Annotated in this window: 23 protein-coding genes; 13 read left to right on the forward strand and 10 right to left on the reverse strand. The window is 71.1% G+C overall.

The annotated features are described in order from the left end of the window. Positions 1-82: 82 nt before the first annotated feature. Positions 83-1,015 (reverse strand): Ppx/GppA family phosphatase, encoded by a 933-nt coding sequence (locus tag ACZ43N_RS14865; protein WP_468097727.1) that lies wholly within the window; start codon positions 1,013-1,015, stop codon positions 83-85. Positions 1,016-1,086: 71 nt separating this feature from the next. Between ACZ43N_RS14865 and ACZ43N_RS14870 the strand changes: the two genes are divergently transcribed. Further along, on the forward strand, positions 1,087-1,959 hold the full coding sequence (locus ACZ43N_RS14870; RefSeq protein ID WP_468097728.1) for a DUF3109 family protein: 873 nt from the start codon (positions 1,087-1,089) through the stop codon (positions 1,957-1,959). A 31-nt stretch (positions 1,960-1,990) separates the two neighbouring features. Here ACZ43N_RS14870 and ACZ43N_RS14875 read toward each other — a convergent pair whose 3' ends face one another. Next, positions 1,991-3,694 (reverse strand): BACON domain-containing protein, encoded by a 1,704-nt coding sequence (locus ACZ43N_RS14875; protein ID WP_468097729.1) that lies wholly within the window; start codon positions 3,692-3,694, stop codon positions 1,991-1,993. 246 nt (positions 3,695-3,940) lie between these two features. On the opposite strand from ACZ43N_RS14875, the gene ACZ43N_RS14880 reads away from it, so the two are divergent. From ACZ43N_RS14880 to disA, 3 genes are all read left to right on the forward strand, one after another. After that, a complete protein-coding gene (locus ACZ43N_RS14880) occupies positions 3,941-5,320 on the forward strand; it encodes an alpha/beta hydrolase (RefSeq protein ID WP_468097731.1) in 1,380 nt (459 codons plus the stop codon). Positions 5,321-6,099: 779 nt separating this feature from the next. After that, positions 6,100-7,509, forward strand: coding sequence for a DNA repair protein RadA (gene radA / locus ACZ43N_RS14885; RefSeq protein WP_468097732.1), 1,410 nt, complete (start codon positions 6,100-6,102; stop codon positions 7,507-7,509). Between the two features lie 81 nt (positions 7,510-7,590). Beyond that, the gene (gene disA, locus ACZ43N_RS14890; protein ID WP_468097734.1) at positions 7,591-8,715 is read left to right on the forward strand and encodes a DNA integrity scanning diadenylate cyclase DisA; all 1,125 of its coding nucleotides are present in this window, start codon (positions 7,591-7,593) and stop codon (positions 8,713-8,715) included. 82 nt (positions 8,716-8,797) lie between these two features. On the opposite strand, the gene ACZ43N_RS14895 is transcribed toward disA, so the two are convergent. Beyond that, a complete protein-coding gene (locus tag ACZ43N_RS14895; RefSeq protein WP_468097735.1) occupies positions 8,798-9,634 on the reverse strand; it encodes a hypothetical protein in 837 nt (278 codons plus the stop codon). A gap of 403 nt (positions 9,635-10,037) precedes the next feature. On the opposite strand from ACZ43N_RS14895, the gene ACZ43N_RS14900 reads away from it, so the two are divergent. The 6 genes from ACZ43N_RS14900 to cseC all read left to right on the forward strand — a co-directional run bounded on the left by ACZ43N_RS14900 (position 10,038) and on the right by cseC (position 16,091). Continuing rightward, on the forward strand, positions 10,038-11,087 hold the full coding sequence (locus ACZ43N_RS14900; protein ID WP_468097736.1) for an LLM class flavin-dependent oxidoreductase: 1,050 nt from the start codon (positions 10,038-10,040) through the stop codon (positions 11,085-11,087). Between the two features lie 197 nt (positions 11,088-11,284). Beyond that, complete coding sequence (locus tag ACZ43N_RS14905) at positions 11,285-12,208, forward strand: HhH-GPD family protein (protein WP_468097737.1); 924 nt, start codon at positions 11,285-11,287, stop codon at positions 12,206-12,208. A gap of 350 nt (positions 12,209-12,558) precedes the next feature. After that, positions 12,559-13,110, forward strand: coding sequence for a SigE family RNA polymerase sigma factor (locus ACZ43N_RS14910; protein ID WP_468097739.1), 552 nt, complete (start codon positions 12,559-12,561; stop codon positions 13,108-13,110). Further along, positions 13,098-13,778 (forward strand): hypothetical protein, encoded by a 681-nt coding sequence (locus ACZ43N_RS14915; RefSeq protein WP_468097740.1) that lies wholly within the window; start codon positions 13,098-13,100, stop codon positions 13,776-13,778. Before ACZ43N_RS14910 ends, ACZ43N_RS14915 begins: the two co-directional genes overlap by 13 nt. Before the next feature lie 73 nt (positions 13,779-13,851). Next, positions 13,852-14,559: a two-component system response regulator CseB gene (gene cseB / locus ACZ43N_RS14920; protein ID WP_468097741.1), complete on the forward strand. Its 708-nt coding sequence runs from the start codon at positions 13,852-13,854 to the stop codon at positions 14,557-14,559. A 20-nt stretch (positions 14,560-14,579) separates the two neighbouring features. Further along, positions 14,580-16,091, forward strand: a complete 1,512-nt coding sequence (gene cseC / locus ACZ43N_RS14925) for a two-component system sensor histidine kinase CseC (protein ID WP_468098146.1) — start codon at positions 14,580-14,582, stop codon at positions 16,089-16,091. A 151-nt stretch (positions 16,092-16,242) separates the two neighbouring features. Here the strand turns inward: cseC and ACZ43N_RS14930 are convergent, their stop codons facing one another. Next, entirely contained in the window at positions 16,243-17,886 is a 1,644-nt protein-coding gene (locus tag ACZ43N_RS14930; RefSeq protein ID WP_468097742.1) for an MDR family MFS transporter, read from the reverse strand. A 166-nt stretch (positions 17,887-18,052) separates the two neighbouring features. On the opposite strand from ACZ43N_RS14930, the gene ACZ43N_RS14935 reads away from it, so the two are divergent. Further along, entirely contained in the window at positions 18,053-18,688 is a 636-nt protein-coding gene (locus tag ACZ43N_RS14935) for a TetR/AcrR family transcriptional regulator (protein ID WP_468097743.1), read from the forward strand. 46 nt (positions 18,689-18,734) lie between these two features. Here ACZ43N_RS14935 and ACZ43N_RS14940 read toward each other — a convergent pair whose 3' ends face one another. Beyond that, the gene (locus ACZ43N_RS14940) at positions 18,735-19,343 is read right to left on the reverse strand and encodes a M23 family metallopeptidase (RefSeq protein ID WP_468097745.1); all 609 of its coding nucleotides are present in this window, start codon (positions 19,341-19,343) and stop codon (positions 18,735-18,737) included. A 653-nt stretch (positions 19,344-19,996) separates the two neighbouring features. Here ACZ43N_RS14940 and ACZ43N_RS14945 point away from each other — a divergent pair. Continuing rightward, a complete protein-coding gene (locus tag ACZ43N_RS14945; protein ID WP_468097746.1) occupies positions 19,997-20,368 on the forward strand; it encodes a hypothetical protein in 372 nt (123 codons plus the stop codon). Positions 20,369-20,695: 327 nt separating this feature from the next. Here the strand turns inward: ACZ43N_RS14945 and ACZ43N_RS14950 are convergent, their stop codons facing one another. Next, complete coding sequence (locus ACZ43N_RS14950; RefSeq protein WP_468097747.1) at positions 20,696-23,221, reverse strand: ATP-dependent Clp protease ATP-binding subunit; 2,526 nt, start codon at positions 23,219-23,221, stop codon at positions 20,696-20,698. A gap of 462 nt (positions 23,222-23,683) precedes the next feature. Here ACZ43N_RS14950 and ACZ43N_RS14955 point away from each other — a divergent pair, with 462 nt between their 5' ends. After that, positions 23,684-24,352, forward strand: a complete 669-nt coding sequence (locus ACZ43N_RS14955; protein ID WP_468097748.1) for an SCO3374 family protein — start codon at positions 23,684-23,686, stop codon at positions 24,350-24,352. Here ACZ43N_RS14955 and ACZ43N_RS14960 read toward each other — a convergent pair. The 4 genes from ACZ43N_RS14960 to ACZ43N_RS14975 all read right to left on the reverse strand — a co-directional run bounded on the left by ACZ43N_RS14960 (position 24,331) and on the right by ACZ43N_RS14975 (position 26,265). Next, on the reverse strand, positions 24,331-24,666 hold the full coding sequence (locus ACZ43N_RS14960) for a histone-like nucleoid-structuring protein Lsr2 (RefSeq protein ID WP_468097750.1): 336 nt from the start codon (positions 24,664-24,666) through the stop codon (positions 24,331-24,333). The genes ACZ43N_RS14955 and ACZ43N_RS14960 overlap by 22 nt on opposite strands. A 290-nt stretch (positions 24,667-24,956) precedes the next feature. Beyond that, positions 24,957-25,496, reverse strand: a complete 540-nt coding sequence (locus tag ACZ43N_RS14965) for an amino-acid N-acetyltransferase (protein WP_468097751.1) — start codon at positions 25,494-25,496, stop codon at positions 24,957-24,959. A gap of 9 nt (positions 25,497-25,505) precedes the next feature. Next, positions 25,506-25,952 (reverse strand): BlaI/MecI/CopY family transcriptional regulator, encoded by a 447-nt coding sequence (locus ACZ43N_RS14970; protein ID WP_468097752.1) that lies wholly within the window; start codon positions 25,950-25,952, stop codon positions 25,506-25,508. A 136-nt stretch (positions 25,953-26,088) separates the two neighbouring features. Then, on the reverse strand, positions 26,089-26,265 hold the full coding sequence (locus ACZ43N_RS14975) for a hypothetical protein (RefSeq protein WP_468097754.1): 177 nt from the start codon (positions 26,263-26,265) through the stop codon (positions 26,089-26,091). Positions 26,266-26,267 lie beyond the last annotated feature (2 nt).

The following is a 26,267-nucleotide window of genomic DNA, read 5'->3' on the forward strand; positions in this document are numbered from 1 at the left end:
TAGGGGTGCTGGAGCTTGACCCCTTCCCCCCCCCCCCCCCCCCCCCCGCGACCTGATCGGCCGCTCATGGTGAAAGGACCCCTTACGCCGTGCCCATGTGATCCAGGCGGCGCAGGATGACGCCTTCGCGCAGGGCCCAGGGGCAGACCTCCAGGGTCTCCACCTCGAAGAGGTCCATGGCGCCCTCGGCCACCAGCGCCCCGGCGAGCAGCTGGCCCGCGCGGCCCTCGGAGACGCCGGGGAGGGCGGATCGCTGGGCGGTGGTCATCTCGGCCAGTTTGGGGACCCATGCCTCCAGGGACTGGCGCTTGAGGTCGCGCTGGACGTAGAGGCCCTCGGCGGAGCGGGCGGCGCCGCCGATCCGGGCGAGCTGCTTGAAGGTCTTGGAGGTGGCGACCACGTGGTCGGGCGCGCCGAAACGGCTGAACTCGCCGACGGTGCGGGCGATCTGGGCGCGGACGTGGCGGCGCAGCGCGCGGACGTCGTCCGGCTCGGGCGGGTCGCCGGGGAGCCAGCCGGCGGTGAGGCGGCCGGCGCCGAGCGGGAGGGAGACAGCCGCGTCGGGCTCCTCGTCGATGCCGTAGGCGATCTCCAGGGAGCCGCCGCCGATGTCGAGGACGAGGAGCTTGCCCGCGGACCAGCCGAACCAGCGGCGGACGGCGAGGAAGGTCAGCCGGGCCTCCTCCGCGCCGGTGAGGACCTGCAGCTCGACCCCGGTCTCGTCCTTGACGCGGGCGAGGACGTCGTCGGCGTTGCTGGCCTCGCGCACGGCGGAGGTGGCGAAGGGGAGCATCTCCTCGACGCCCTTGTCCTCGGCTGCCTGGAGGGCCTCGTGGACGACGGCTATGAGTTTGTCGACTCCTTCGGGGCCTATGGCCCCGTCCTCGTCGAGGAGTTGGGCAAGGCGCAGCTCCACCTTGTGCGAATGCGCGGGCAGGGGGCGCGCGCCCGGGTGTGCGTCCACCACCAGCAGATGCACCGTGTTCGATCCCACGTCGAGGACACCGAGTCTCATGTACGGAACGCTACTGCCAGCGAGGCCGTGCGCCGTCCTCGATGCGGGCATGGGGGCCGTACCCTGGACGGGTGCCAAAGACGAAAAAGGCAAAGGCCGACAAGTCGGCAGCGGCGGCCGCGGCGGACGCCGGTTCTTCGCGGGTGAAGACGGCGACCACACCTCCGAAGCCCCGGAAGGGCGCTCCGGAGCCGGACGAGAAGGGGCTCGATTTCGCCCGCGCTTGGGTGGAGTTCCCTGATCCTGCGGATGACGAGCAGGTCTTCCGCTGCGATCTGACATGGCTGACCTCTCGCTGGAACTGCGTCTTCGGCAGCGGTTGCCAGGGCATCCAGGCGGGCCGCGCGGACGACGGCTGCTGCACCCTGGGTGCCCACTTCTCCGATGAGGACGATGAGAAGCGCGTCGCCGAACATGTGGCGAGGCTCACGCCGGAAATCTGGCAGTTCCACGATGTGGGCACCAGGACCGGGTGGGTCTCCGAGGACGAGGACGGCGAGCGGCAGACCCGGCCGTACAAGGGTTCGTGCATCTTCCAGAACCGTCCGGGTTTCGCGGGCGGGGCGGGCTGTTCGCTGCACATCCTGGCGCTGCGCGAGGGGCGCGAGCCGTTGGAGACCAAGCCGGACGTCTGCTGGCAGTTGCCGATCCGGCGTACGTACGACTGGATCGACCGGCCCGACGACACCCGGGTGCTGCAGGTGTCGATCGGTGAGTACGACCGCCGCGGCTGGGGTCCGGGCGGCCACGATCTGCACTGGTGGTGTACGTCGGCGACGTCGGCGCACGGCGCGGGCGAGCCGGTGTACGTGTCGTACCGGCCGGAGTTGATCGAGCTGATGGGCAAGGCCGCGTACGACCGGCTGGTGGAGCTGTGCGAGGAGCGGCTGGCGTCCCGGTTGCCGCTGGTGGCCCCGCATCCGGCGGATCCGGTGGCGCCGTAAGCGGACCACGGTTGCTGCCCCCCGGCCGGCCTCAGGGCGCGGGTGGGGGGTCGCCGCCGCCGTCGCCCGGGGGTGGCGGCGGGTCGGCCGGGTCCGTGGGGGACTGGTCGGTGGGGGTCGGGGTCGGGTCCGGTTGGGCGGGGCCGGTGGGAGTGGGCTCCGGGTCGGGCTGCGGGGGCGGGTCGGTGGGCCTCGGCGAGCCCGGGTTCGGGACGGGTGCGGTCGGGCGCGGGTCGTCCGGGGGTACGGGGACGGGGCCGTAGCCCTCGATGGTGACGACGGCGCCGGCGGGGGCGAGTGTCACCTGCGCGATCCAGTGGCCGGCGGGCTCGCTCAGCCGGTCTACGTACACCTTGATCGTCACGGACTCGCCGGGTTCCAGGGTTCCCGAGGAGCGGCTGAGGTAGAGCCAGTCGGCGCCGGTGCGGGCGGACCAGGCGACGCGGGAATCCCCGGTCGCGCGCAGGGTGATGAGGGTGGTGTCGCCGTCGTTCCCGGCGGTCACGGCGAGCGCGCCGCCGGCCTTGCCGCGGGTGACCTCCACGGAGACGTCGTCCGAGGCGTGCTTGCCGCCCCGGCGGGAGCCGGGCTCGGCCCTGGCGCTGCCGGCGTTCTCGTACGCGCCGGAGCCGTCGCCGACGGTGCCGTCGCCGACGCCCTGCTCCTCACCCGAGGTGACCGCCCGGCCGTCGACGCCCTCGCCGATGAGGGGGGCGCCCCAGTACGCGGCCCAGAGGGCGAGGACGGGTGCGGCGACGACGCTGGCGACGACCGTGGTCGTGACGGCACGCGCACGGAACCGGTCGCGGCGGGCGGCGCGGTCCCTGGGGTCCAGGGGGAAACCGCGCCGGTCGAAGCGCGGGGCACGCGCGCGGGTGAGGTGTCCCATGGCGCCGTACAGGGCCGCGCGCGGGGCTTCCAGGATGGGCAGGGCGGCGGGGGTGACGCTGGTGCCGGGCCACCGGCCGGGGACGGCGCGCTCGGCGGCGCGGCGGCAGACGGGGCAGTCGTCGACGTGCCGGACGAGTTCGCGGCGCAGGGCGGCGTTGAGGACGAGCTGCTGGTCGCCGGTGAGGAGGGCGACGGCGGGGCAGGCGCCGGTCTCCACGACGGCGAGGGCGGCGCGGGTGCGCTCCACCTCGCAGGCGGCGGAGGAGAGCAGTTCGCGTGCGGCGGCCGCGTCCATGCCGAGGACGTCGGCGACCTCCTGGACGGCGAGCTGGTGGCGTACGGCGAGTTCGAGCGCCTCGCGCTGCTCGGGGGTGGTCCCGGCGGCCTCCGGCCAGGCGAGCCGGGCGAGTTCGTGCCGGCGCCGCCGCTCCTCGTCCTCGGAGAGGTGCGACCCGGCGGTGGTCTGCGTGCCGTGCGGGGGCGCGCCGCCGTGCGGGGGGCGGAAGCCCGGGGCGTGTGTGCCGGGGCGGGTCTGACGGTTCTCGGCGAGCTTGCGCAGACAGGACCAGCGGGCCAGGGCGTACAGCCAGGCCCGGCGCTTCTCCTCGGCGTCCGGGCCGCGGCGGCGCTCGGCGAGGGCGAGGACGTCGCCCAGGGCCGCGATCGCCGCGTCGTGGTCGCACAGCACGGACATGCAATAGGTGAACAGGCCGTCCAGGTAAGGCTCGTTGCGCGCGGACGGGCGCTGCGCCACCGCGCGCGCCGCGGCCCGATCGCGCGCCTCGCTGTGCGCCCGGTGGGCGCCGGCGGTGCGGGTCGAGGTCTCCGGACTGATGCTCATCATTCGTGGACGGTAGGCGCCCGGGAGCAGCACCTTCTCGCCACTTGAGCACTTTTACTCCGTACGGGTGAAACGATCCCTCATAAGGGGACAGGAACCTCGGATTCCACGGCGCGTCGGCCGAATGTTGTGCACTTCATTGACCGTCACAAGAAAACAGCCCTACATTCCCTCCGGGTTCGAGTACATCCCCACGTACGAGCGAGCAAGCCCCCGTCACCCTTCGCGTCGACAGGAGCCCCACCTCTCATGGCCGTACGCAGTCGCCGCTCCACCCGCACCCTCACCGCCCTGGCCGCGGTCGTCGCCTTGTCCGCGACCAGCGCCTCCGTCTCGACCGCCGCTCCCCGAGCGGCCGCCGGACCCGTCGAGCGCCTCTCCGGGACGCTCCCCGACGGCGCCACCTGGATAGCCGACGTACCGGAGAACTGGAACGGCACGCTGATCGTCTTCAGCCACGGCTTCGGCGTCACCGTGCCCCAGAACGCCCCTCGTGAGGCCGTCCGGCTGCGCCTCCTCGAAGAGGGCTACGCGCTCACCGGCTCCTCGTACGACACCAGCGAGACCCTGTGGGCCCTGGAGAGCGCGGAGCGCGACCAGGTCGCCACGATCGCGGCGGTCACCGAGAGGATCGGCGAGCCCGACCGTACCCTCTCCGTCGGCCAGTCCATGGGCGGTCTGGTCAACGCCCGGCTCGCCCGCTCCGGGGCCGGCGGCATCGACGGCGCCCTGGGCCTGTGCGGGCTCGTGGCCGGCGCGAACGACCTGCACGACTACCAGCTGGACGCCGAGTACACGATCGCCCGCCTCCTGCTCCCCGGCACCCCGGTGAAGCTGGTCAACTTCGCCTCCGAGGCCGAGGGCGCCGTCACCGGCCGCCGGCTGACCGACGCCGTCGCCGCCGCCCAGAAGACCCCCGAGGGCCGCGCCCGCGTCGCCCTCGCCGCGGCCTACCTCAACCTGCCGACCTGGGCCGTCGGCAAGGACCGCCCCGCCGCCGGCGACCGGGACGAGCAGCAGGCCCAGCAGGCCTCGTGGCTGCTCCAGGGGATCCTCGACCGTGTCGTGCCCGCCCGCCACCACGTCGAGAAGGCCCTCGGCGGCAACAACTCCGGCAACAAGGGCGTCGACTACGCGCGCGTGCTGTCGACGTCCCAGCACGCACCCCTGGTCAAGGCCCTCTATCGGAAGGCCGGCCTCGACCTGCGGGCAGACCTGCGGAACCTGACCGCCCACGCCGACATCGCCGCCGACCCGGCCGCCGTGGCCGCCGGTCGGCGCACCTCCTCCGCCGGGCAGGGCCTGGCCGTGCCCCTTCTCAACATCCACACCACCGCCGACGACCTCGTCCCCACCGAGCAGCAGTCCCGCTTCGCCGCGCGGGTCCGCGCCTCCGGGGACGCCGCGCTCCACCGGCAGGCGTACGTCGAACGCCAGGGCCACTGCAACTTCACCACCGCCGAGACGGTGGCCGCCCTCCACGCGGTCGAGTCCCGGCTGGACAAGGGCCACTGGGGCGCCACCGCCACCGCGGGCGCCCTCCAGACAGCCGCCACCGCCCTCGGCCTGGACGGCGCGGCGTACGTCCCGTACCGGCCGGCCGACCTGACGATCGGCCGCCGCCTGTAGGAACCGCCCACCGGGGCCGTCGGCCCCCTCTGCCGGCCGGTGGCCCCACGGCGGTCCGGCCGCCCACGGACGGAAGGGGCCGTGCCGGTGTGTCGAGCCCGTCGCGTAGAGAAGCACAGAGAACAGCTCCCCCCGCACCCCCGGGCAGCAGGGCACCAAGCGACGGGCTGACACACCGGCACGGCCCCGCCCCCGACGCACCCCACGCCGCCCCCACCCAGCCCCGGTCACGCCGACCCGGCCCAGCCCGGCCCGGCCCACACCAGTTCGATCCCGACCTCCGGCCCCGCCCCCGACACACCCCACGCCGCCCCCACCCAGCCCCGGCCCAGCCCGACCCCGCCCAGCCCGGCCCGGCCCACACCAGTTCGATCCCGACCTCCGGCCCTGCCTCCGACACACCCCACGCCGCCCCCACCCAGCCCCGGTCACGCCGACCCGGCCCAGCCCGGCCCGGCCCACACCAGTTCGATCCCGACCTCCGGCCCCGCCCCCGACACACCCCACGCCGCCCCCACCCAGCCCCGGCCCAGCCCGACCCCGCCCAGCCCGGCCCGGCCCACACCAGTTCGATCCCGACCTCCGGCCCTGCCTCCGACACACCCCACGCCGCCCCCACCCAGCCCCGGTCACGCCGACCCGGCCCAGCCCGGCCCGGCCCACACCAGTTCGATCCCGACCTCCGGCCCCGCCCCTCAGCCCCCCCCGGCTCACACCCCCCCGCCCCCCGGAGGGAATCGGCCCCGCCCGTTGTCAGTGGGCTCCGCTACGGTTCGTGCATGGCTGCCCGCACCAAGTCCACGAAGGAACGCCCCTCCTACCGCTGCACGGAATGCGGCTGGCAGACGGCGAAGTGGCTGGGGCGCTGCCCCGAGTGCCAGGCCTGGGGCACGGTCGAGGAGTACGGCGCCCCAGCCGTCCGCACCACCGCCCCCGGCCGGGTCACGACCTCCGCCCTCCCCATCGGCCAGGTGGACGGCCGGCAGGCCACCGCCCGCCCCACCGGCGTCCCCGAACTCGACCGCGTCCTCGGCGGCGGCCTCGTCCCCGGCGCGGTCGTCCTCGTCGCCGGGGAACCCGGTGTCGGCAAGTCCACCCTCCTCCTGGACGTGGCCGCCAAGTCCGCCAGCGCCGAACACCCCACGCTCTATGTCACCGGCGAGGAGTCCGCGAGCCAGGTCCGCCTCCGGGCGGACCGCATCGACGCCCTCCACGACCACCTCTATCTGGCCGCCGAGACGGACCTGGCCGCCGTCCTCGGCCACTTGGACGCCGTCAAGCCCGGCCTCCTCATCCTCGACTCGGTCCAGACCGTCGCCTCCCCCGAGATCGACGGCGCGCCCGGCGGCATGGCCCAGGTCCGCGAGGTCGCCGGGGCGCTCATCCGCGCCTCGAAGGAGCGCGGCATGGCGACCCTCCTCGTGGGGCACGTCACCAAGGACGGCGCGATCGCGGGCCCCCGCCTCCTGGAGCACCTCGTCGACGTCGTGCTGCACTTCGAGGGCGACCGCCACGCCCGCCTCCGCCTCGTACGCGGTGTCAAGAACCGCTACGGCGCCACCGACGAGGTCGGCTGCTTCGAACTGCACGACGAGGGCATCACGGGCCTCGCCGATCCCAGCGGCCTCTTCCTCACCCGCCGCGACGAGCCAGTGCCCGGCACCTGCCTCACCGTCACCCTGGAGGGCCGCCGCCCCCTCGTCGCCGAAGTGCAGTCGCTCACAGTCGACTCCCAGCTCCCCTCCCCCCGCCGCACCACCTCCGGTCTCGAAACCTCGCGGGTCTCGATGGTCCTCGCCGTCCTGGAGCAGCGGGGCCGGATCGCCGCCCTGGGCAAGAGGGACATCTACTCCGCGACCGTGGGCGGCGTGAAGCTCTCCGAACCCGCCGCGGATCTCGCGATCGCGCTCGCCCTGGCGTCCGCGGCGAGCGACACCCCGCTGCCGAAGAACCTGGTGGCGATCGGCGAGGTGGGCCTCGCCGGGGAGGTCAGAAGGGTCACCGGCGTGCAGCGCCGCCTCTCGGAAGCACACCGCCTCGGGTTCACGCACGCGCTCGTTCCGTCCGATCCCGGCAAGGTTCCTCCCGGTATGAAGGTGCTGGAAGTCGCGGACATGGGGGACGCGCTGCGCGTGCTGCCCCGATCGCGTCGTCGAGAGGCCCCACGGGACGGCGAGGACCGCCGGTAGACTTTGCCCAGGTCTCGCCCGTCCGTACGAACCACGTGTGCGAAACGGGAGCGCCCCAGAACCTGCGACCGGAGGAGTGCAGTGGCAGCCAACGACCGGGCAGCAGCTCCCGGAAAGTCCGGTGGGAGCTCCGGTGCCGATGGCGTGATGCGCGCCTCACTGAGCGCCGTGGCCCCGGGCACGGCCCTGCGCGACGGGCTTGAGCGGATTCTCCGCGGCAACACCGGTGGACTCATCGTCCTCGGCTCGGACAAGACCGTCGAGGCGATGTGTACGGGTGGATTCGTCCTGGATGTCGAGTTCACGGCCACGCGGCTGCGTGAGCTGTGCAAGCTGGACGGCGGCATCGTCCTCTCCTCCGACCTGTCGAAGATCCTGCGCGCGGGCGTCCAGCTGGTCCCGGACCCGACGATCCCGACGGAGGAGACCGGCACCCGGCACCGCACCGCCGACCGCGTGAGCAAACAGGTCGGATACCCGGTGGTCTCCGTCTCCCAGTCGATGCGCCTGATCGCCCTGTACGTCGACGGGCAGCGCCGCGTCCTGGAGGACTCGGCGGCGATCCTCTCCCGCGCCAACCAGGCCCTCGCGACCCTGGAGCGGTACAAGCTCCGCCTGGACGAGGTCGCGGGAACGTTGTCGGCGCTGGAGATCGAGGACCTGGTGACGGTCCGGGACGTCTCGGCGGTGGCCCAGCGCCTGGAGATGGTCCGGCGCATCGCCACCGAGATCGCCGAATACGTGGTCGAGCTGGGTACGGACGGCCGTCTTCTGGCCCTCCAGCTGGACGAGCTCATCGCGGGCGTGGAGCCGGAGCGCGAGCTGGTGGTCCGGGACTACGTCCCCGAGCCCACCGCCAAACGCTCCCGTACGGTCGACGAGGCCCTGTACGAGCTGGACGCCCTCTCCCACGCCGAGCTCCTCGAACTGCCCACGGTGGCCCGGGCCCTGGGCTACACCGGCTCCCCCGAGGGCATGGACTCCGCGGTCTCACCGCGTGGTTTCCGCCTCCTGGCGAAGGTCCCCCGCCTCCCCGGCGCCATCATCGACCGCCTGGTGGAGCACTTCGGCAGCCTGCAGAAGCTGCTCGCCGCGAGCGTCGACGACCTCCAGACGGTCGACGGCGTCGGCGAGGCCCGCGCCCGCAGCGTCCGCGAGGGCCTGTCCCGCCTGGCGGAGTCCTCGATCCTGGAGCGCTACGTCTGACCTCCGGCGGTCAGCCGGACCCCGGCCGGCGCGCCCTCGCACGCACCCCGCCGCGGAAGGCGGGTCCTTCCGCAGCGGAACGTCAGTCCTTCTCCAGTACGAACGATGTCCGGTCCTTGGTCAGGCCGGGGGCCTTCGCCTCGACGAGGTAGGTGCCGGGCTTGGCCGAACCGGCCGACGGTGTCGCGCAGTTGGGGGCGCTGGGATCGCGGTTCCACTGGATGGTGTAGGTGACCTGGTCGCCGGCCGGGACCCGGAAGAGCAGGCTGCCGGCGGTCTCGTGGCAGTCGTCGGAGGACCAGAACGCGTCGTCGGCCCCGGCCGCCGTGATCGTCACGACCGTGTTGTCCGGCCCGAGGTCGAGCTTGCAGTCGCCGCCCGAGGTGTTGCGGGCGATGAGCTCGAACGTGGGGTCGGCACCGGGAGCGTAGGCGTTCCGCACACTGCGCACGCTCAACTTCACCGCCGTGGCGGTGCAGTTGGGCAGGCTGGAGCCCGCGGGCACCTGCTCGCCGGAGGTACTGCCCCCGCCGCTCTTGGCGCCGTCGTCCGACGTACCGCCGCCGGCCGCGCCCGAACCGCCGTCACCGCCGCCGGGCCCGGAGCCCGAACCGGACCCGCCGGACCCCGAACCGGACCCTGAACCGTCGCCGCCGGAACTCGACTCGTCGCCCGACTCGTCGCGCCCGCCCGGCGCCTGACTGATCGCGGGACCGGAGCCGGAGGGCCCGGGAGTGATGGAGGGCGCGGGGTTCTTGCCGTTGGGCTCGCCCGCGTTGTTCTTGCCGTCACCGCCCCCGCTGGTGACGACCCAGGCGATCAGGAGGGCGAGCACGCCGAGGACGGCCAGCATGACGGCCCTCCGTCGCCAGTAGATGGTGGAGGGAAGCGGCCCGACCGGATTGCGCAGAGATCCCACGGCGCAAACTGTACGAGAGATCGAGGACTTAACTGGCCTCACCCGCCGCCCCGAACCGCAACTTTTCCGGATCATCATCACGGACGCCCTGTCCCATCACCCGACCAGGGGATGCACCGGTCGCGGTACGTAGCCGGAAGGGCAGTTCGGACACCGTCCGTGATCACGACGATCGCACGCCCTTGAGACCAACTCCCGCTCTCCCGACACCCGTTCACAGGACCGGTGCGCGACTTCCGCACGACGGCCGCCACCGCCTTCCCGCCCTCCACCCCTGTTCGCGATCGCACCCCTTGCACCTATGGCCATGACCCCGGGGCCGTCACGCCTCGGGACCCACCTGCCACAATGCCCTCATCTTTACGGGACAGCCCTTGGTGCTGTGATCGGCTGGAGGATGACCATGGACCAATCCGTCTCGCCGGTCTCGCGGCCGCTGCGGAAGCTGGGCTTTCTGACCATCGGGCTGTTCGACGAGGCAGATCCCCGGCGGGGTCATGCGTCGACCCTGGAGATCATCGAGCTGGGCGAACGGCTCGGCTTCGACAGCGCCTGGCTGCGCCACCGTCATCTCCAGTACGGCATCTCCTCCCCCGTCGCCGTGCTCGCGGCGGCCTCACAGCGCACCAGCCGTATCGAGTTGGGCACCGCGGTCATCCCTCTGGGCTGGGAGAACCCGCTACGGCTCGCGGAGGACCTGGCGACGGTCGACATCCTGTCCGGGGGCCGGCTCAACCCCGGTGTCAGCGTGGGGCCGCCGATGCACTACGACACCGTCAGGGCGGCGCTCTATCCCGACACCGCCGACGCCGAGGACTTCAGCTTCGAACGGGTCCGGCGGCTACTCGGCTTCGTCCGCGGGGAGGCGGCCACGGACTTCAGCGGCACCGAGGGGTTCGAGGTGTTCTCGGACCGGGTCCAGCCGCATTCCCCCGGACTGGGGAGCCGTATGTGGTACGGCGGCGGCAGCCTGCGGTCGGCCCGGTGGGCCGGGCAGAACGGCATGAACTTCCTCACCAGCAGCGTCGTGAAGGCGGAGCCCGGGACCGGCTCGGTGGACTTCGCCGCGATCCAGCTCTCGCACATCCGGGAGTTCCGCGCGCATCACCCCGACGGGGAGCGGGCGCGGGTCTCGCAGGGACTGGTGGTGATTCCGACGGACTCCGCGAGTGCGGAGCAGCGGACCAGGTACGAGGCGTACGCGGCCGCACGGCTGCCCCGGACGGCGGCGCCGCAGGGGCCGGGGCGGCTGCTCTTCGCGCCGGACCTCGTGGGGACGGCCGAGGAGATCGCCGAGCGGCTGCACGCGCAGGTCGCGTTCCGCGAGATCGACGAGGTCGCCTTCGCCCTCCCGTTCACCTTCGAACACGACGACTACGTGCAGATCCTGACCGACATCGCGACGGGGCTGGGGCCGTTGCTGGGGTGGTCGGGGCGACAGGACGCCCAGTAGTCGGAGGCCAGTGCTGTCGGGCGCTTGCGGGTGGTTCGTGGTTCCTCGCGCAGTTCCGCGCGCCCGCGGCTTTCAGGGGCGCGGGGAACTGCGCGACCACCCCCCACCCACCCGCACCCGCCGACGAGACCCCCACCTCCTCCCCCCGCCGCGCCCCCACCACCCCAGCGGAGCGCCATGGCAGGATCGGATGTGCCATGACTGCACCCACCAAGCCCCAGAGCAACACCGCCGACGCCACCCCGTCCGCCTCCCCCCTGCACACCCCGGTGATCGCCTGGTTCGAGACGCACGCGCGGGATCTACCGTGGCGGCGGCCGGAGGCCGGTCCGTGGGGGGTGATGGTCAGTGAGTTCATGCTGCAGCAGACGCCGGTCAACCGTGTACTGCCGGTCTACGAGCAGTGGTTGGCCCGCTGGCCCCGCCCGGCGGACCTCGCGAAGGAACCGCCGGGGGAGGCGGTGCGCGCGTGGGGCCGGCTCGGGTATCCGCGCCGGGCACTGCGGCTGCACGGCGCGGCGGCGGCCATAACGGAACGGCACGGCGGCGACGTACCGAGGGACCACGCGCAGCTGCTGGCGCTGCCGGGCATCGGAGAGTACACGGCAGCGGCCGTGGCGTCGTTCGCGTACGGGCAGCGGCACGCGGTGCTGGACACGAACGTCCGCCGGGTCCTCGCCCGCGCGGTCACCGGGACGCAGTACCCGCCGAACGCCACGACGGCCGCCGAGCGGAAGCTGGCGCGCGCCCTGCTGCCGGAGGACGACGGCACGGCGTCGCGCTGGGCCGCCGCGTCGATGGAGCTGGGCGCGCTGGTGTGCACGGCGAAGAACGAGTCCTGCCACCGCTGCCCGATCGCCGCGCAATGCGCCTGGCGGCTCGCGGGGAAGCCGGCGCACGACGGGCCGGCGCGCCGGGGCCAGACGTACGCCGGCACCGACCGTCAGGTGCGCGGCAAACTCCTCGCCGTACTGCGGGAGGCCGTCGCGCCCGTGCCGCGGGCGGCGCTCGACCGGGTGTGGGACGAGCCGGTGCAGCGGGCCCGGGCGCTCGACGGACTGGTCTCCGACGGACTGGTGGAACCCCTTCCCGGCGGCCTCTACCGTCTCCCCCTCACCTGACAGTCGTTGCACAGCCGCGCATGGCGTGAAGCGGAGTCCGTAACGGGCATCCGGCGGACTCCGCGGGGGCGAATCCCCCTATACCCGCCCCGAATCCCACCTCGCTTTACCCCGTTCCTACTTCTGTTACACAACCGACGGACAGCCGAGCGTTCTCCGCAGGCTGCCTCGGACACCCCCGTGACAACAGCTCCGTAGCTTCTTCGACGTACCGCAGGAACACGCGAACGAACCGGCGGGACGCAGCGGCGGAACGTTCGACCAGAACGCGTTCGGCGGCACGAAGGAGCGGAGAACCGACGGCGCAGACCGCGCGCGGGTCGGCAAACGGGGAACGGAGGCGGTTGATCATGGCGCACGGCGAGGTGCTCGAATTCGAGGAGTACGTCCGCACTCGGCAGGACGCGCTGCTGCGCAGCGCCCGCCGGCTCGTCCCCGACCCGGTGGACGCCCAGGATCTGCTGCAGACGGCGCTGGCAAGGACGTACGGCCGCTGGGACGGCATCGCCGACAAGCGGCTGGCGGACGCGTATCTGCGCCGCGTCATGATCAACACGCGTACCGAGTGGTGGCGGGCCCGGAAGCTGGAGGAGGTCCCCACCGAGCAGCTCCCGGACGCCTGCATCGACGACTCCACCGAGCAGCACGCGGACCGTGCGCTCCTCATGGACATCATGAAGGTGCTCGCTCCCAAGCAGCGCAGTGTCGTGGTGCTGCGACACTGGGAGCAGATGTCCACGGAGGAGACGGCCGCCGCCCTCGGCATGTCGGCCGGAACCGTGAAGAGCACGCTCCACCGTGCGCTGGCCCGGCTGCGCGAGGAGCTTCAGTCGCGGGACCTCGAAGAGCGCGCCGCCCGCGCGCTCGCACCGAACAAGGAGCAGGAGCGTTGCGCGGCCTGAGTACAGCGGCCGGCCCGAACCAAGGGGCCAGGCAGGCCTCGAAGGCGGTGATCACGGCGGTGGCCGTGCTCACCGCCCTCGGCCTTTCCGTCTCCGCCTGCGGCACGGGCGGCACCGGCGCGCGCGACGAGGGCCCGGCGGACGGCGACGTGCTGGCGGCCGGAACCGCCTCACCGGCCGTCTCCGCCTCGGCCCACGGCGACCAGCCGAGCGTGGACGAGGTCGTCCGGATCGTCCGGGCCGACCCCCAGGTCAGCAAGGCGGTGAAAGCCGACCTTGAGCCCTGCGTGGCCGACAAGCCCCCGATCGACGTCATCTACGGCGATCTGACCGGGGGTTCGGCGGACGACATCGTGGTCAACGTGCTGTCCTGCGCGGACGCCGTCGGCGTGGCCTCGTACGTCTACCGGCCGGAGAAGGGGAAGTACCGCAGTGTCTTCCTCTCCGAACAGCCGCCGGTGTACGCGGAGATCGACCGGGGGGACCTGCTGGTGACCAGGCAGCTGTACGAGAACGACCGGTACGGCGACCCGTCCGCGTATCCGTCCAGCGAGGACGTGACCACCTACCGCTGGCTGAGGGACCGCTTCGTCCAACGGTCCAGTACGCGTACGGAGTACAGCACCTCGGTGGGCGGCGCGGAGACGGCCACCCCCGAACCGCGCTGACGCCGGCCCACGATCTGACCGACCCCCACGCACCCGACCCACCGATCACTACGAGAGCGGACGAGAAGACCGGATGGCAGAGCAGACCCACGTCCTGTTCGTCGAGGACGACGATGTCATCCGCGAGGCCACCCAGCTCGCGCTGGAGCGGGACGGCTTCGCGGTCACGGCCATGCCCGACGGGCTGTCGGGCCTGGAGGCGTTCCGGGCGAACCGGCCGGACATCGCGCTCCTCGACGTCATGGTTCCCGGTCTCGACGGGGTCTCGCTGTGCCGCCGTATCCGTGACGAGTCGACCGTCCCGGTGATCATGCTTTCCGCGCGCGCCGACTCCATCGACGTCGTCCTCGGTCTGGAGGCGGGCGCCGACGACTACGTCACCAAGCCGTTCGACGGCGCCGTCCTGGTCGCCCGCATCCGCGCGGTGCTGCGCCGCTTCGGCCACGCGAGCGGCGGCGGCGCCCGCGCCGACGACGACGGGTCCGCCGGCACCGGCGGGGTCCTCAGCTTCGGGGAGCTGGAGGTCGACACCGAGGGCATGGAGGTACGGAAGGCCGGGGAGCCGGTGGCGCTGACCCCGACCGAGATGCGGCTGCTCCTGGAGTTCTCGTCCGCCCCCGGCACGGTCCTGTCCCGGGACAAGCTCCTCGAACGCGTGTGGGACTACGGCTGGGGTGGCGACACCCGGGTCGTCGACGTCCATGTGCAGCGGCTGCGCACGAAGATCGGCCAGGACCGCATCGAGACGGTTCGTGGCTTCGGCTACAAGCTCAAGGCCTGAGCGGGGCCGCCGGTATGGCCATGTGGGGACGAGGACGGCGGGGGCCGGGGGTGCCGGGCGTTGCCGGTGCGGGCGCCGGCGGGCCGAGAGCCGGTGCCGCCGGCGGCGGGGGTACCGGTGTCGGTGCGGGCGCCGGGGGCGGCCTCGCAGCGAGCGGCTCGGTTTCCGGTGCCACCGACGGGGTGGACACGATCTCCGGGGGCCCTGTGTCGGGCCTGCGCACCGGTCTGCGGTGGCAGCTCAGTGCCGCGATCGCGTTCGTCGGGGCGCTGGTGGCGATCGCGCTGAGCCTGGTCGTGCACAACGCGGCGCGTGTGTCGATGCTGGACAACGCACGTGACCTGGCCGACGAGCGCATCCAGGTCGCCCAGCGCATGTACGAGTCGGGGCGCCCGCTGAAGTCGGGGGCGTTCGGGGTGCGGATCAACGACCCCGCCATCCCGAAGGACCTGCTGGCCAAGGTCATGGAGGGCCGCCGGGCGACGTACGTCTCCCAGGGCCCCGACGGGGTGCCCGACATCTGGGCGGCGGTGCCGTTGAAGGACAACCGGGTGCTGTCGCTGAACACGCACACGGACCACAGCTCCACGGTGCTGAGGGATCTCGACCAGGCCCTGATCATCGGCTCGATCACGGTCGTCTTCGGCGGTTCGGCCCTCGGCGTGCTCATCGGCGGGCGGATGTCGCGCCGGCTGCGCAAGGCGGCGGCCGCCGCGAACCAGGTCGCCAAGGGCGAGACCGACGTACGGGTCCAGGACGCGATCGGCGGGGTGACGCGGGACGAGACCGCCGAGCTGGCGCGGGCGGTGGACGCCATGGCCGACACGCTGCGGCAGCGGATCGAGGCGGAGCGCCGGGTTACGGCGGACATCGCCCACGAGCTGCGCACCCCGGTGACGGGGCTGCTCACCGCGGCGGAGCTGCTCCCTCCGGGCCGCCCCACCGAACTGGTCCGTGACCGGGCCCAGGCGTTGCGGACGCTCGTCGAGGACGTGCTGGAGGTGGCACGGCTCGACGGCGCGTCGGAGCGGGCGGAGTTGCAGGACATCATGCTGGGCGAGTTCGTGAGCCGGCGGGTGGCGGCACGGGACGCGGGTGTGCGGGTCCAGGTGGTCCATGAGTCGGAGGTGACCACGGATCCGCGCCGTCTGGAGCGGGTGCTGCTGAATCTGCTGGCCAACGCGGCGAAGCACGGCAAGCCGCCGATCGAGGTGTCCGTCGAGGGGCGGGTCATCCGCGTCCGCGACCACGGCCCCGGCTTCCCCGAGGAGCTGCTGGCCGACGGCCCGCGCCGCTTCCGCACCGGCGCCTCCGACCGGGCCGGCCAGGGCCACGGCCTGGGCCTCACCATCGCCGCCGGTCAGGCCCGGGTCCTCGGTGCCCGCCTCACCTTCCGCAACGTCCGCCCGCCCGGCGCCCCGGACTCCGTCCCGGCGGAGGGCGCCGTAGCCGTCCTCTGGCTCCCCGAACACGCCCCGACCAACACGGGCAGCTATCCGATGCTGCCGATGTCAGGGGAGCCGACAGCCTGAAGGGCAGGGACGCGAGCCCCTGCCCTTCACGAGACGGTGCCTTCCGGGAGGCGGTGCCTTCAGTCAGTAGGCGGTGCCTTTCGGGAGGCGGTGCCTTTCCGCAGGCGGTGCCGCCGGCGTCGTGCGCCCGCCGGGGATTACGGGACAGCCCTTAGTCGCCCGCCGCTGCCGGACCACCGGCCCCCCGCAGCGGCACCTCCTTCACGAACACCGCGGCCAACAGGGCGAGGACGGCCACCACCGATCCCAGCAGGAAGGCCGAGTGTGTGCCGGAGGCGACCGCGTACTGGTACGCCTCCCGGGCCGGAACCGGCAGCTTCGCCAGGCTCGCCGCGTCGAGCTGCGCGGACTGCTCGGTCACCTTGGACCCGAGCGCCCCGGCCCGCTCGGCCATGACGTCCTGGACCCGGCTGTTGAACAGCGCGCCCATGATCGCGACACCGAAGGACGACCCGAGCGTCCGGGACAGCGTGGTCGTGGAGGACGCGACGCCCATGTCCTTCATCTCGACACTGTTCTGCGCGACGAGCATGGTGATCTGCATCAGGCATCCCATGCCGGCGCCGAGCACCGCCATGAACACCCCGGACGTCACCCGGCTCGTCCCGGTGTCCATCTGCGCCAGCAGGAACAGGCCCGCGATCATCAGGACGCTGCCGACCAGAGGGAAGACCTTGTAGCGTCCGCTGCCCGTGGTCACGCGCCCGGCGACCATCGACACCGCGAGCATCGCGCCCAGCATCGGCAGCAGCAACAGTCCGGAGTTGGTCGCGGACGCGCCCTGTACGGACTGCTGGTACAGCGGCAGGAAGAGCACCGCGCCGAACATCACGAACCCGGTGATGAACCCGATCAGGGACATCAGCGAGAAGTTCCGGCTGCGGAAGATGTGCAGCGGCATCACCGGCTCGGCCGCCCTGGTCTCCACGAACAGGAACCCGACGAGCGCGGCCACCCCGATCGCGGTCAGCTCCATGATGACGGCCGACCCCCACGCGTAGTCGGTCCCGCCCCACGTCGTGACCAGCACGATCGCCGTGATGCCGACCGTCAGCAGTGCCGCGCCCAGATAGTCGATGCTCCGCGCCGACCGCGCCTCACGCGACGGCTTCGGCAGGTGCAGGACGACACTGACGGCGGCCAGCGCCACCACACCGAGCGGCAGGTTGATGTAGAAGGACCAGCGCCATCCCCAGTGGTCGGTGATGGACCCGCCGACCAGCGGCCCCGCGATCATCGCGAGAGCCATGACACCGGCCATCATGCCCTGGTACTTGCCCCGCTCCCGGGGCGGGATCAGATCGCCGATGATCGCCATGACGCCGACCATGAGCCCACCGGCGCCGAGGCCCTGGAGGGCGCGGAAGCCGATCAGCTGGCCCATGTCCTGGGCCATGCCGCTGAGTGCCGACCCGATCAGGAAGATCACGATCGAGGTCATGAAGACGCTCTTGCGGCCGTAGAGGTCGCCGAGCTTGCCCCAGATGGGAGTGGAGGCGGCGGTGGCGAGGGTGTAGGCGGTCACCACCCACGACAGGTGCTCCAGCCCGCCGAGATCGCCCACGATCGTCGGCATCGCCGTGCCCACGATCATGTTGTCGAGCATGGCGAGCAGCATCGCGATCATGAGGGCGAACAGCACGACGCGCACGCTGCGCGGCTGCGGTTCCTTCGGGTCCTCGACGCCGCCGGTGACTCCGTCCCGGACCGCGTCGTCGGCCACGGTGGCGGCAGCTGCCGCTCCTCCGGCAGCGCCGGCCCCTCTGGTCGCTTCCTTCTCGGTGTCCGCGCTCATGACGGTCCTCCGTTCCCCCCGGACCGCTTCCGTACTTACTTGCCGCCCGGCTAGTTGGCTACACTTGAGGAAAGTAGGCTCGCAACTAGCCGGTCGTCAAGTAAGTTCAGCGGGCTTGGCAGAGGCTTGACCCACCACCAGGGCCGTGGCGACGAGGAGCAGCAGGATGAGCGAGACGAGAGCCGACGGCGAGACACCCGTCGGCACCACGCCCGCCGACACGACGCCGAAGCGGCATCGCCGCGGGGACACCCGCCAGCGCATCCAGGACGTCGCCCTCGAACTCTTCGCCGAGCAGGGGTATGAGAAGACGTCGCTGCGGGAGATCGCCGAGCGCCTGGAGGTGACGAAGGCGGCGCTCTACTACCACTTCAAGACGAAGGAGGACATCCTCGTCGGCCTCTTCCAGGACCTCCAGCGCCCGATCGACGAACTGATCGAGTGGGCGGACCACCAGCCGCGCACGCTCGACACCAAGCGGATGATCCTGCGCCGCTACAGCGAGGCCCTGGCCGACGTGGCCCCCTTGTTCCGCTTCATGCAGGAGAACCAGGCGACGGTACGGGAGCTGAGCGTCGGCGAGTCGTTCAAGGACCGCATGATGCGCCTGATCGACACCATCAAGGAACCGGACGCCGCCCTGCCGGACCAGGTCCGCTGCATCAGCGCCCTGTTCACCATGCACGCCGGGATGTTCGTGCTCCGGGACGTCGAAGGCGACCCCGAGGACAAGCGCAAGGCCGTCCTGGAGGTCGCGATCGATCTGGTGACGCAGGCACACGCGGGCAAGCCGGAGCACTGAGGCCCCCTCGGCGCCGCACGCCCGGGAGGGCGCCGCACGGCGTCCGTCAGAGCGTGATGCCCTTGCCCCGCAGGAACGCGACGGGGTCGACGGCGGAGCCGTAGTTCGCGCTCGTACGGATCTCGAAGTGCAGGTGCGGACCGCTGGAGTTACCGGTGTTGCCGGAGAGGGCTATGCGCTGCCCGGTCTTGACGATCTGCCCGACCTTCACCTGGACCCGGGAGAGGTGCGCGTACTGCGAGTACGTGCCGTTGCCGTGCTTGACGACGACGGCGTTGCCGTACGCGGGGCCGTCACCGGCGCCGTTGCCGCCGGCCTTCACGACGGTGCCGCCGTGCGCCGCGAAGACGGCCGTGCCGCTCTTGACGGCGAAGTCCTGCCCGCTGTGCGTGGAGTTCCACATGTTGCCGGCCTGGGCGAACCGGGCGCTGAGCTTGTAGCCGTTGACGGGCGTGACCCACGAGGTCGCCTTCTTGGCCTTGGCGGCCTGGGCGACGCCCGAGGTCTGGACGGTGCCGGCGCTCTGAGCACCGCCGGCGGCGGCCGCGACCCCGACGCCCAGCACACCCGAGACCCCCACTCCGACGGCCACGACGGCCGCACGGACACCAAGGGCGGACATACGGGAACGGGGAGAGCGAACGCGCTGCGACATGGATGACCTCACGAGGGACGGAGACAGGGACCGGTGCCTTGCGAGGCACACGACTGCCACCCGGCGCTCAGCTGCGACCGCCGAATGGCACGTCCCTTGCTACCTGCACTTCCCCCACCACCCAAAACGCCCTATCTACGACGCAAGGCCGTATCCGCCTCCAACCCTCCACTCACTCACCAATCTCCCTAAACACCCAAAGCCGTGCATGTCAGGGCAGACCTACTCAAACAATGCACCATAAGTCCGTTTTGCCCGTGAGCGGCTTGCCACTATCCCACCTAGTACGTGACGCACGCCCTATGCGGCATGTCACGGCCCACCGGTCCCGAACCCCCCGCACATGTGACCCGGCCTACGTCACGCAGAACGGTGTACGCCGGTTCAGCGACCCACGAGGAACCCGCTGTCGTCAGCGCCCTCACCCACCTTGTACGTCCTCGGGGACCTGTCGACGCCGCGGCACGCGCCCCGGACGACTGCCCGCGGTGCCCGGACACGTCTGTTCGCCCCTGCCTGCCTGGAGCACGCCACCGAACTCGATCCCCGGGTCAGGGCAGCCGAGGAGGAGGCCGCTCCACTGATCCCCTCCGCGTACCACCAACCGGCTCCAGACCGTGTGATCTCGACTCCGCCGGCCTTCGTGCCGCCTTGTGGACATCTACGGCGCTGGTCCCCGCGTCGACGATCTGACGCCGCTGACCGGACTTCCGCTCACCTGGCTTGCCTTGAATAGCCTTCCCGGTCTGGAAAAGCCGGGGGCACTTCATGTTCTCCCGGCTTCGCCGACCCTGGAGTCGCTGGACCTCGGTATCCCGCTGTGCGCCGATTCCGTCGACGCGGCCCTTCCTCCAGGGGTGCCGCTGGAGTATCTGCGATTCACCAGAGGCGCACTCAAGCACACCGGTCTGCGCGGGCTCGGACAAGTGCGCTCGGTGAAGACGGTGAGCCTTGCCAGGCTTCAGGAAAGGCTCACCGCGGACGACTTCGAGGAGATCGCCCGCATGCCCGCCCTCGAGAATTAGCGCGACCACTGGAACGCCGTCGGCTGGGAAGCGGGCCCGGTTCTGCCGAACGTCACCCATCTCCGGCTCAACGCGTTCACCGGGACCGAGGACCTCTCGAAAGCCCCCGAGCTCTTCCCGAACCTGCGCACCGCCGCAATTCACCTGGCGCCGGACGTCGACACGGTCCCGGCAGCACGTTCTCGGACTCCTGCCCGTGCCGCCCGCCGTGGAGAGGTCGGACAGCGTGCTCTGAGCGCCCCGGGCCGCCTTCCACGGAAAAAGGGGCTGCCCCGGGACCGAAGTCCCGGGGCAGCCCCTTTTTCCACTCACACCCTGTGCAGCGGGCTACGCGTCCTTGCTCAGGTTCGGTCCGGCGCCGCCGGCCGCCTGCTCGATGGGCGGGACGTCGGGAAGCGCCGACTTCTCCTCACCACGGAAGGTGAAGGTCTGGGCGTCGCCCTCGCCCTCGGTGTCCACGACCACGATGTGACCGGGGCGCAGCTCGCCGAAGAGGATCTTCTCCGACAGCGAGTCCTCGATCTCGCGCTGGATCGTGCGGCGCAGCGGCCGGGCACCCAGCACGGGGTCGTAGCCCTTCTTGGACAGCAGCTCCTTGGCGGACTGGGACAGCTCGATGCCCATGTCCCGGTCCTTCAGGCGCTCGTCCACCTTGCCGATCATCAGGTCGACGATCCGCAGGATGTCGGCCTGGGTCAGCTGCGGGAAGACGACCACGTCGTCGACGCGGTTGAGGAACTCGGGCCGGAAGTGCTGCTTCAGCTCGTCCGAAACCTTGTTCTTCATGCGCTCGTAGTTGGTCTTCGTGTCGCCCGAGGCCGCGAAGCCCAGGTTGAAGCCCTTGGAGATGTCCCGGGTGCCGAGGTTGGTCGTCATGATGATGACCGTGTTCTTGAAGTCCACGACCCGGCCCTGGGAGTCGGTCAGACGACCGTCCTCCAGGATCTGCAGCAGCGAGTTGAAGATGTCCGGGTGGGCCTTCTCGACCTCGTCGAAGAGGACCACCGAGAACGGCTTGCGGCGGACCTTCTCGGTCAGCTGGCCGCCCTCTTCGTAGCCCACGTAGCCGGGGGGCGAACCGAAGAGACGCGAGACCGTGTGCTTCTCGCTGAACTCCGACATGTCGAGGGAGATCAGCGCGTCCTCGTCGCCGAAGAGGAACTCGGCGAGCGCCTTGGACAGCTCGGTCTTACCGACACCGGACGGACCGGCGAAGATGAACGAACCACCGGGGCGCTTGGGGTCCTTCAGACCGGCGCGCGTACGGCGGATCGCCTTCGACAGCGCCTTGACGGCGTCGTCCTGGCCGATGACCCGCTTGTGGAGCTCCTCCTCCATGCGCAGCAGGCGGGAGGACTCCTCCTCCGTGAGCTTGAAGACCGGGATGCCGGTGGCCGTGGCGAGGACCTCGGCGATCAGCTCGCCGTCGACCTCGGCGACGACGTCCATGTCGCCGGCCTTCCACTCCTTCTCCCGCTTCGCCTTGGCGGCGAGGAGCTGCTTCTCCTTGTCGCGCAGGGAGGCGGCCTTCTCGAAGTCCTGCGAGTCGATCGCGGACTCCTTGTCGCGGCGGACACCGGCGATCTTCTCGTCGAACTCGCGCAGGTCCGGCGGCGCGGTCATCCGGCGGATGCGCATCCGGGAACCGGCCTCGTCGATCAGGTCGATCGCCTTGTCCGGCAGGAAGCGGTCCGAGATGTACCGGTCGGCCAGGGTGGCGGCCTGGACGAGGGCCTCGTCGGTGATGGAGACGCGGTGGTGGGCCTCGTACCGGTCACGCAGACCCTTGAGGATCTCGATCGTGTGCGGCAGGGACGGCTCGGCGACCTGGATGGGCTGGAAGCGGCGCTCGAGGGCCGCGTCCTTCTCCAGGTGCTTGCGGTACTCGTCGAGCGTGGTGGCACCGATGGTCTGGAGCTCACCGCGGGCCAGCATCGGCTTCAGGATGGAGGCCGCGTCGATGGCGCCCTCGGCAGCACCCGCACCGACCAGCGTGTGGAGCTCGTCGATGAACAGGATGATGTCGCCGCGGGTGCGGATCTCCTTGAGCACCTTCTTCAGGCGCTCCTCGAAGTCACCGCGGTAGCGGGAGCCGGCGACCAGCGCGCCGAGGTCCAGGGTGTAGAGGTGCTTGTCCTTGAGGGTCTCGGGCACCTCGCCCTTGACGATGGCCTGGGCGAGGCCCTCGACGACGGCGGTCTTGCCGACGCCGGGCTCACCGATCAGGACCGGGTTGTTCTTGGTACGGCGGGACAGCACCTGCATGACCCGCTCGATCTCCTTCTCGCGCCCGATGACCGGGTCGAGCTTGGACTCACGAGCGGCCTGGGTGAGGTTCCGGCCGAACTGGTCGAGGACCAGGGACGTGGAGGGGGTGCCCTCGGCGGGACCGCCGGCGGTGGCGGTCTCCTTGCCCTGGTAGCCGGAGAGCAGCTGGATGACCTGCTGCCGCACCCGGTTGAGATCTGCGCCCAGCTTGACCAGGACCTGGGCGGCGACGCCCTCGCCCTCACGGATCAGGCCGAGCAGGATGTGCTCCGTGCCGATGTAGTTGTGGCCCAGCTGAAGGGCCTCGCGGAGCGACAGCTCCAGGACCTTCTTGGCACGGGGGGTGAAGGGGATGTGGCCGGACGGGGCCTGCTGGCCCTGACCGATGATCTCCTCCACCTGCTGGCGGACCGCCTCGAGCGAAATCCCGAGGCTCTCCAGGGCCTTAGCGGCGACACCCTCACCCTCGTGGATCAGGCCCAGGAGGATGTGCTCGGTGCCGATGTAGTTGTGGTTGAGCATCCGGGCTTCTTCCTGAGCCAGGACGACAACCCGCCGCGCGCGGTCGGTGAACCTCTCGAACATCGTTAATCGCTCCTCAGAGCGGTCAGGCAGTAAGGGGACGCTCCCCTCTCTGTCCTTCCGCAGCTTAGTCCCGCAAGCGGGGACCGCTCATTCCAACTGCCGACACAGTCCGGTTCACCTCCGCTCTCGCGGAGACAGAAGTTGCTGCCTCCTGGTCCCGAACGCCGACATCTGCTCCAACCCGATGGTGCGAGACGATGTTCCCGCAGGCCAGACAGTTACCCCCACCATCAGTACGCCGATGGCGAACGCGAGACGGCCTTTCCTGCGTGTCGCCCCCTCCCACTAGGGATGTCTTACCCGTAGGGACTGACACTCCATGCCGGGTGCACCGGTTCCCTCCGCTAAGGGCGAACATCCTTGCGTCGCTGCCCACCGCTGAACGCCCCCTTTCCCTGCACCCTGTGCATCCGCACGGACACCCAGCGTAACTCCGGGCCTCTTTGTGCGGTTGCTCCTGACATGGCCATCGTCCCCCTTCCCCGCCGACCGTTCGACCCGAGCGGCATCCGGGGCGCTGTCCCGGGCGAAATCCCGCGCCAGGCCCCGGGCGATCTGCCGTGCGGCGCGGTACGGCAGTGGTACGAGAACGATCTCGGCTGGGCGACCGTGCCCGGGGCGCCCGTACATCTCATTACGGGGCTGCGCTTCGATGTGCTCGACGTCCCCGCGGAGGCGGGGTTCGCAGCATTGCGGCATCTGGGCCCGCTTCCCGGCCCGGGCTCGCCGGTCGCACTGCGCGGCGGGCGGATGCTGCTGTGGGTGGCGGCGGGCGGCGCGGAGGAGGTGCCGGGGCTGCTGGAGTGGCTGGACTGGGGCGGCCTCGAACTGGACCTCACAGCCGTGGGAGCGGGCGGTCACATCGAGGCACCGGCGCCTCCGGGCAGGGCCGGGAGAGGCGTGAGCGTGCCGTGGGGCAGCAGTTCACAGGGGGCCGCCGTATGGCTGCGGCCCCCCGAGCCGGGACGCGAGGTCGAACCCTCGCTGCCGACGATGTCGGCGCTTGGGGGCGCTGCGGGCACCCCCGACCTCGTACGGGTGGTGGACACGGTGGCGACGCACTGCCACCGCGTCCGGCTGCGGCGCGCGAGCACCGGACCGTCCAGGTCTCAGCCGTTGGCCTTCTCGTAGGCCTCGCGGATGGAGGCGGGAACACGGCCGCGGTCGTTGACCTCGTAGCCGTTCTCCTTCGCCCAGGCGCGGATGGCCGCGGTGTCCTGGCCGCCGCCGGAAGCGGCACGGGCCTTGCCGCGCCCGCCCGAGGCGCGGCCTCCGGTACGCCGGCCACCCTTGACGTAGGGGTCGAGAAGGCCGCGAAGCTTGTCCGCGTTGGCGGTCGTGAGGTCGATCTCGTACGTCTTGCCGTCCAGCGCGAACGTCACGGTCTCGTCCGCCTCGCCGCCGTCGAGGTCGTCGACAAGAAGGACCTGAACCTTCTGTGCCACCGGATTTCCTTTCATCGATAACTTCGGGGCCGGGGGCCTGCGGCGTCCGCCGCTGTTTCACGTCCCCTGTTATATGCAGTACTGCAGTACGTCGGAAAGCAAACCGCTTTTCCAGGAAAAACACAAACCCCTGGGAGAGGCCGAGGAGAGGACGAGGAGAGACCGGGGAGCCCGAGGGAGACCGAAAACATGCGCGTTTCGGACATAGGGAACCCGGGCAAGGCGCCCTCACCGGAATAGCGCTTGAGGCTCCTTCGGAAGCCCGGGGTTCCTTGACGATCGCCCGGCGATCACAGATGCAGAAGCATCCGGCTGTTGCCCAAGGTGTTCGGTTTCACTCGTTCGAGACCGAGGAACTCCGCGACGCCCTCGTCATAGGAACGCAGCAGCTCCGCGTAGACATCGGTGTCGACGGGCGTCTCGCCGATCTCCACGAAGCCGTGCTTCGCGAAGAACTCGACTTCGAAGGTCAGACAGAAAACCCGGCGAACACCCAGCCAGCGGGCGGTCTCCAGCAACTTCTCCAGCAACTGGTGGCCGACCCCGAGACCCTTCGCCTCCGGGTTGACCGCGAGAGTGCGGACTTCCGCGAGGTCTTCCCACATCACGTGCAGCGCCCCGCAGCCCACGACCTCCGTGTCCGAGCCCGCGCCCCGCTCCGCCACCCAGAACTCCTGGATGTCCTCGTAAAGCGTCACCGTCGCTTTGTCGAGCAGGATGCGGCGCTGGACGTAGGAGTCGAGGAGCCGGCGTACGTGCGGGACATCGCTGGTCCGAGCCCGTCGGACGGTGAGGGCTTTAGCGGTGACTTCGGGACTCTCTGCTGGCATGAGCGGACGCTATCGCCCGGGGCGATCCGGGGATTGGCCGGGGGTGCCCCTTGTTTCGCCGGACGATTCGGTGGATTCCTCGCCGGTTTCAGCAGGCGTTTCAGCACCCGGGGCGGGCGGCGCAACGGCTTCGGGACCTTGCACGATGCGTACGGCGTCCGTGAGGGACTGCCGCTGTTCCTCGCTCATCATCCCGAAGAAGGCGACGAGAGCGGCCGCGGGGTTGTCGCTCTGTGACCAGGCCTCGTTCATGAGTGCGGCCGCGTAGGCGGCGCGCGTGGAGACCGCCTCATATCGATAGGCCCGGCCTTCCGCCTCCCGGCGGACCCAGCCCTTCTGATGAAGATTGTCCAGGACGGTCATCACCGTGGTGTAGGCGATGGACCGTTCCTGTTGCAGATCTTCCAGGACTTCCCGAACGGTCACCGGGCGGTTCCACTTCCAGACCCGCGTCATGACCGCGTCTTCGAGTTCTCCCAATGGGCGAGGCACAGTTCCGCACGATATCCGGAGAGGGGGGACAAAAAGGGCGTACGACTCGAAAAGCACACGAGTCGTACGCCGATGGGTGCGAGGCGTCGGGCGCCGAGCCTCAGCTGTCGCTGTCGGAGACCGGGCGGGCGCGGTCCGCGCGCGCGAGCGCCGCGTCGACGACCGCGTCCTCCTTGGCCTTGTTGGGGCCGCCCTGGGTCTTCACGATCACCCTGATCACACCGATGAACAGTGCGGCCATCACGAAGGGGGGCAACAGCGCGGAGACGTAGTCCATGC

The organism is Streptomyces sp. NPDC030814 (assembly GCF_055572155.1).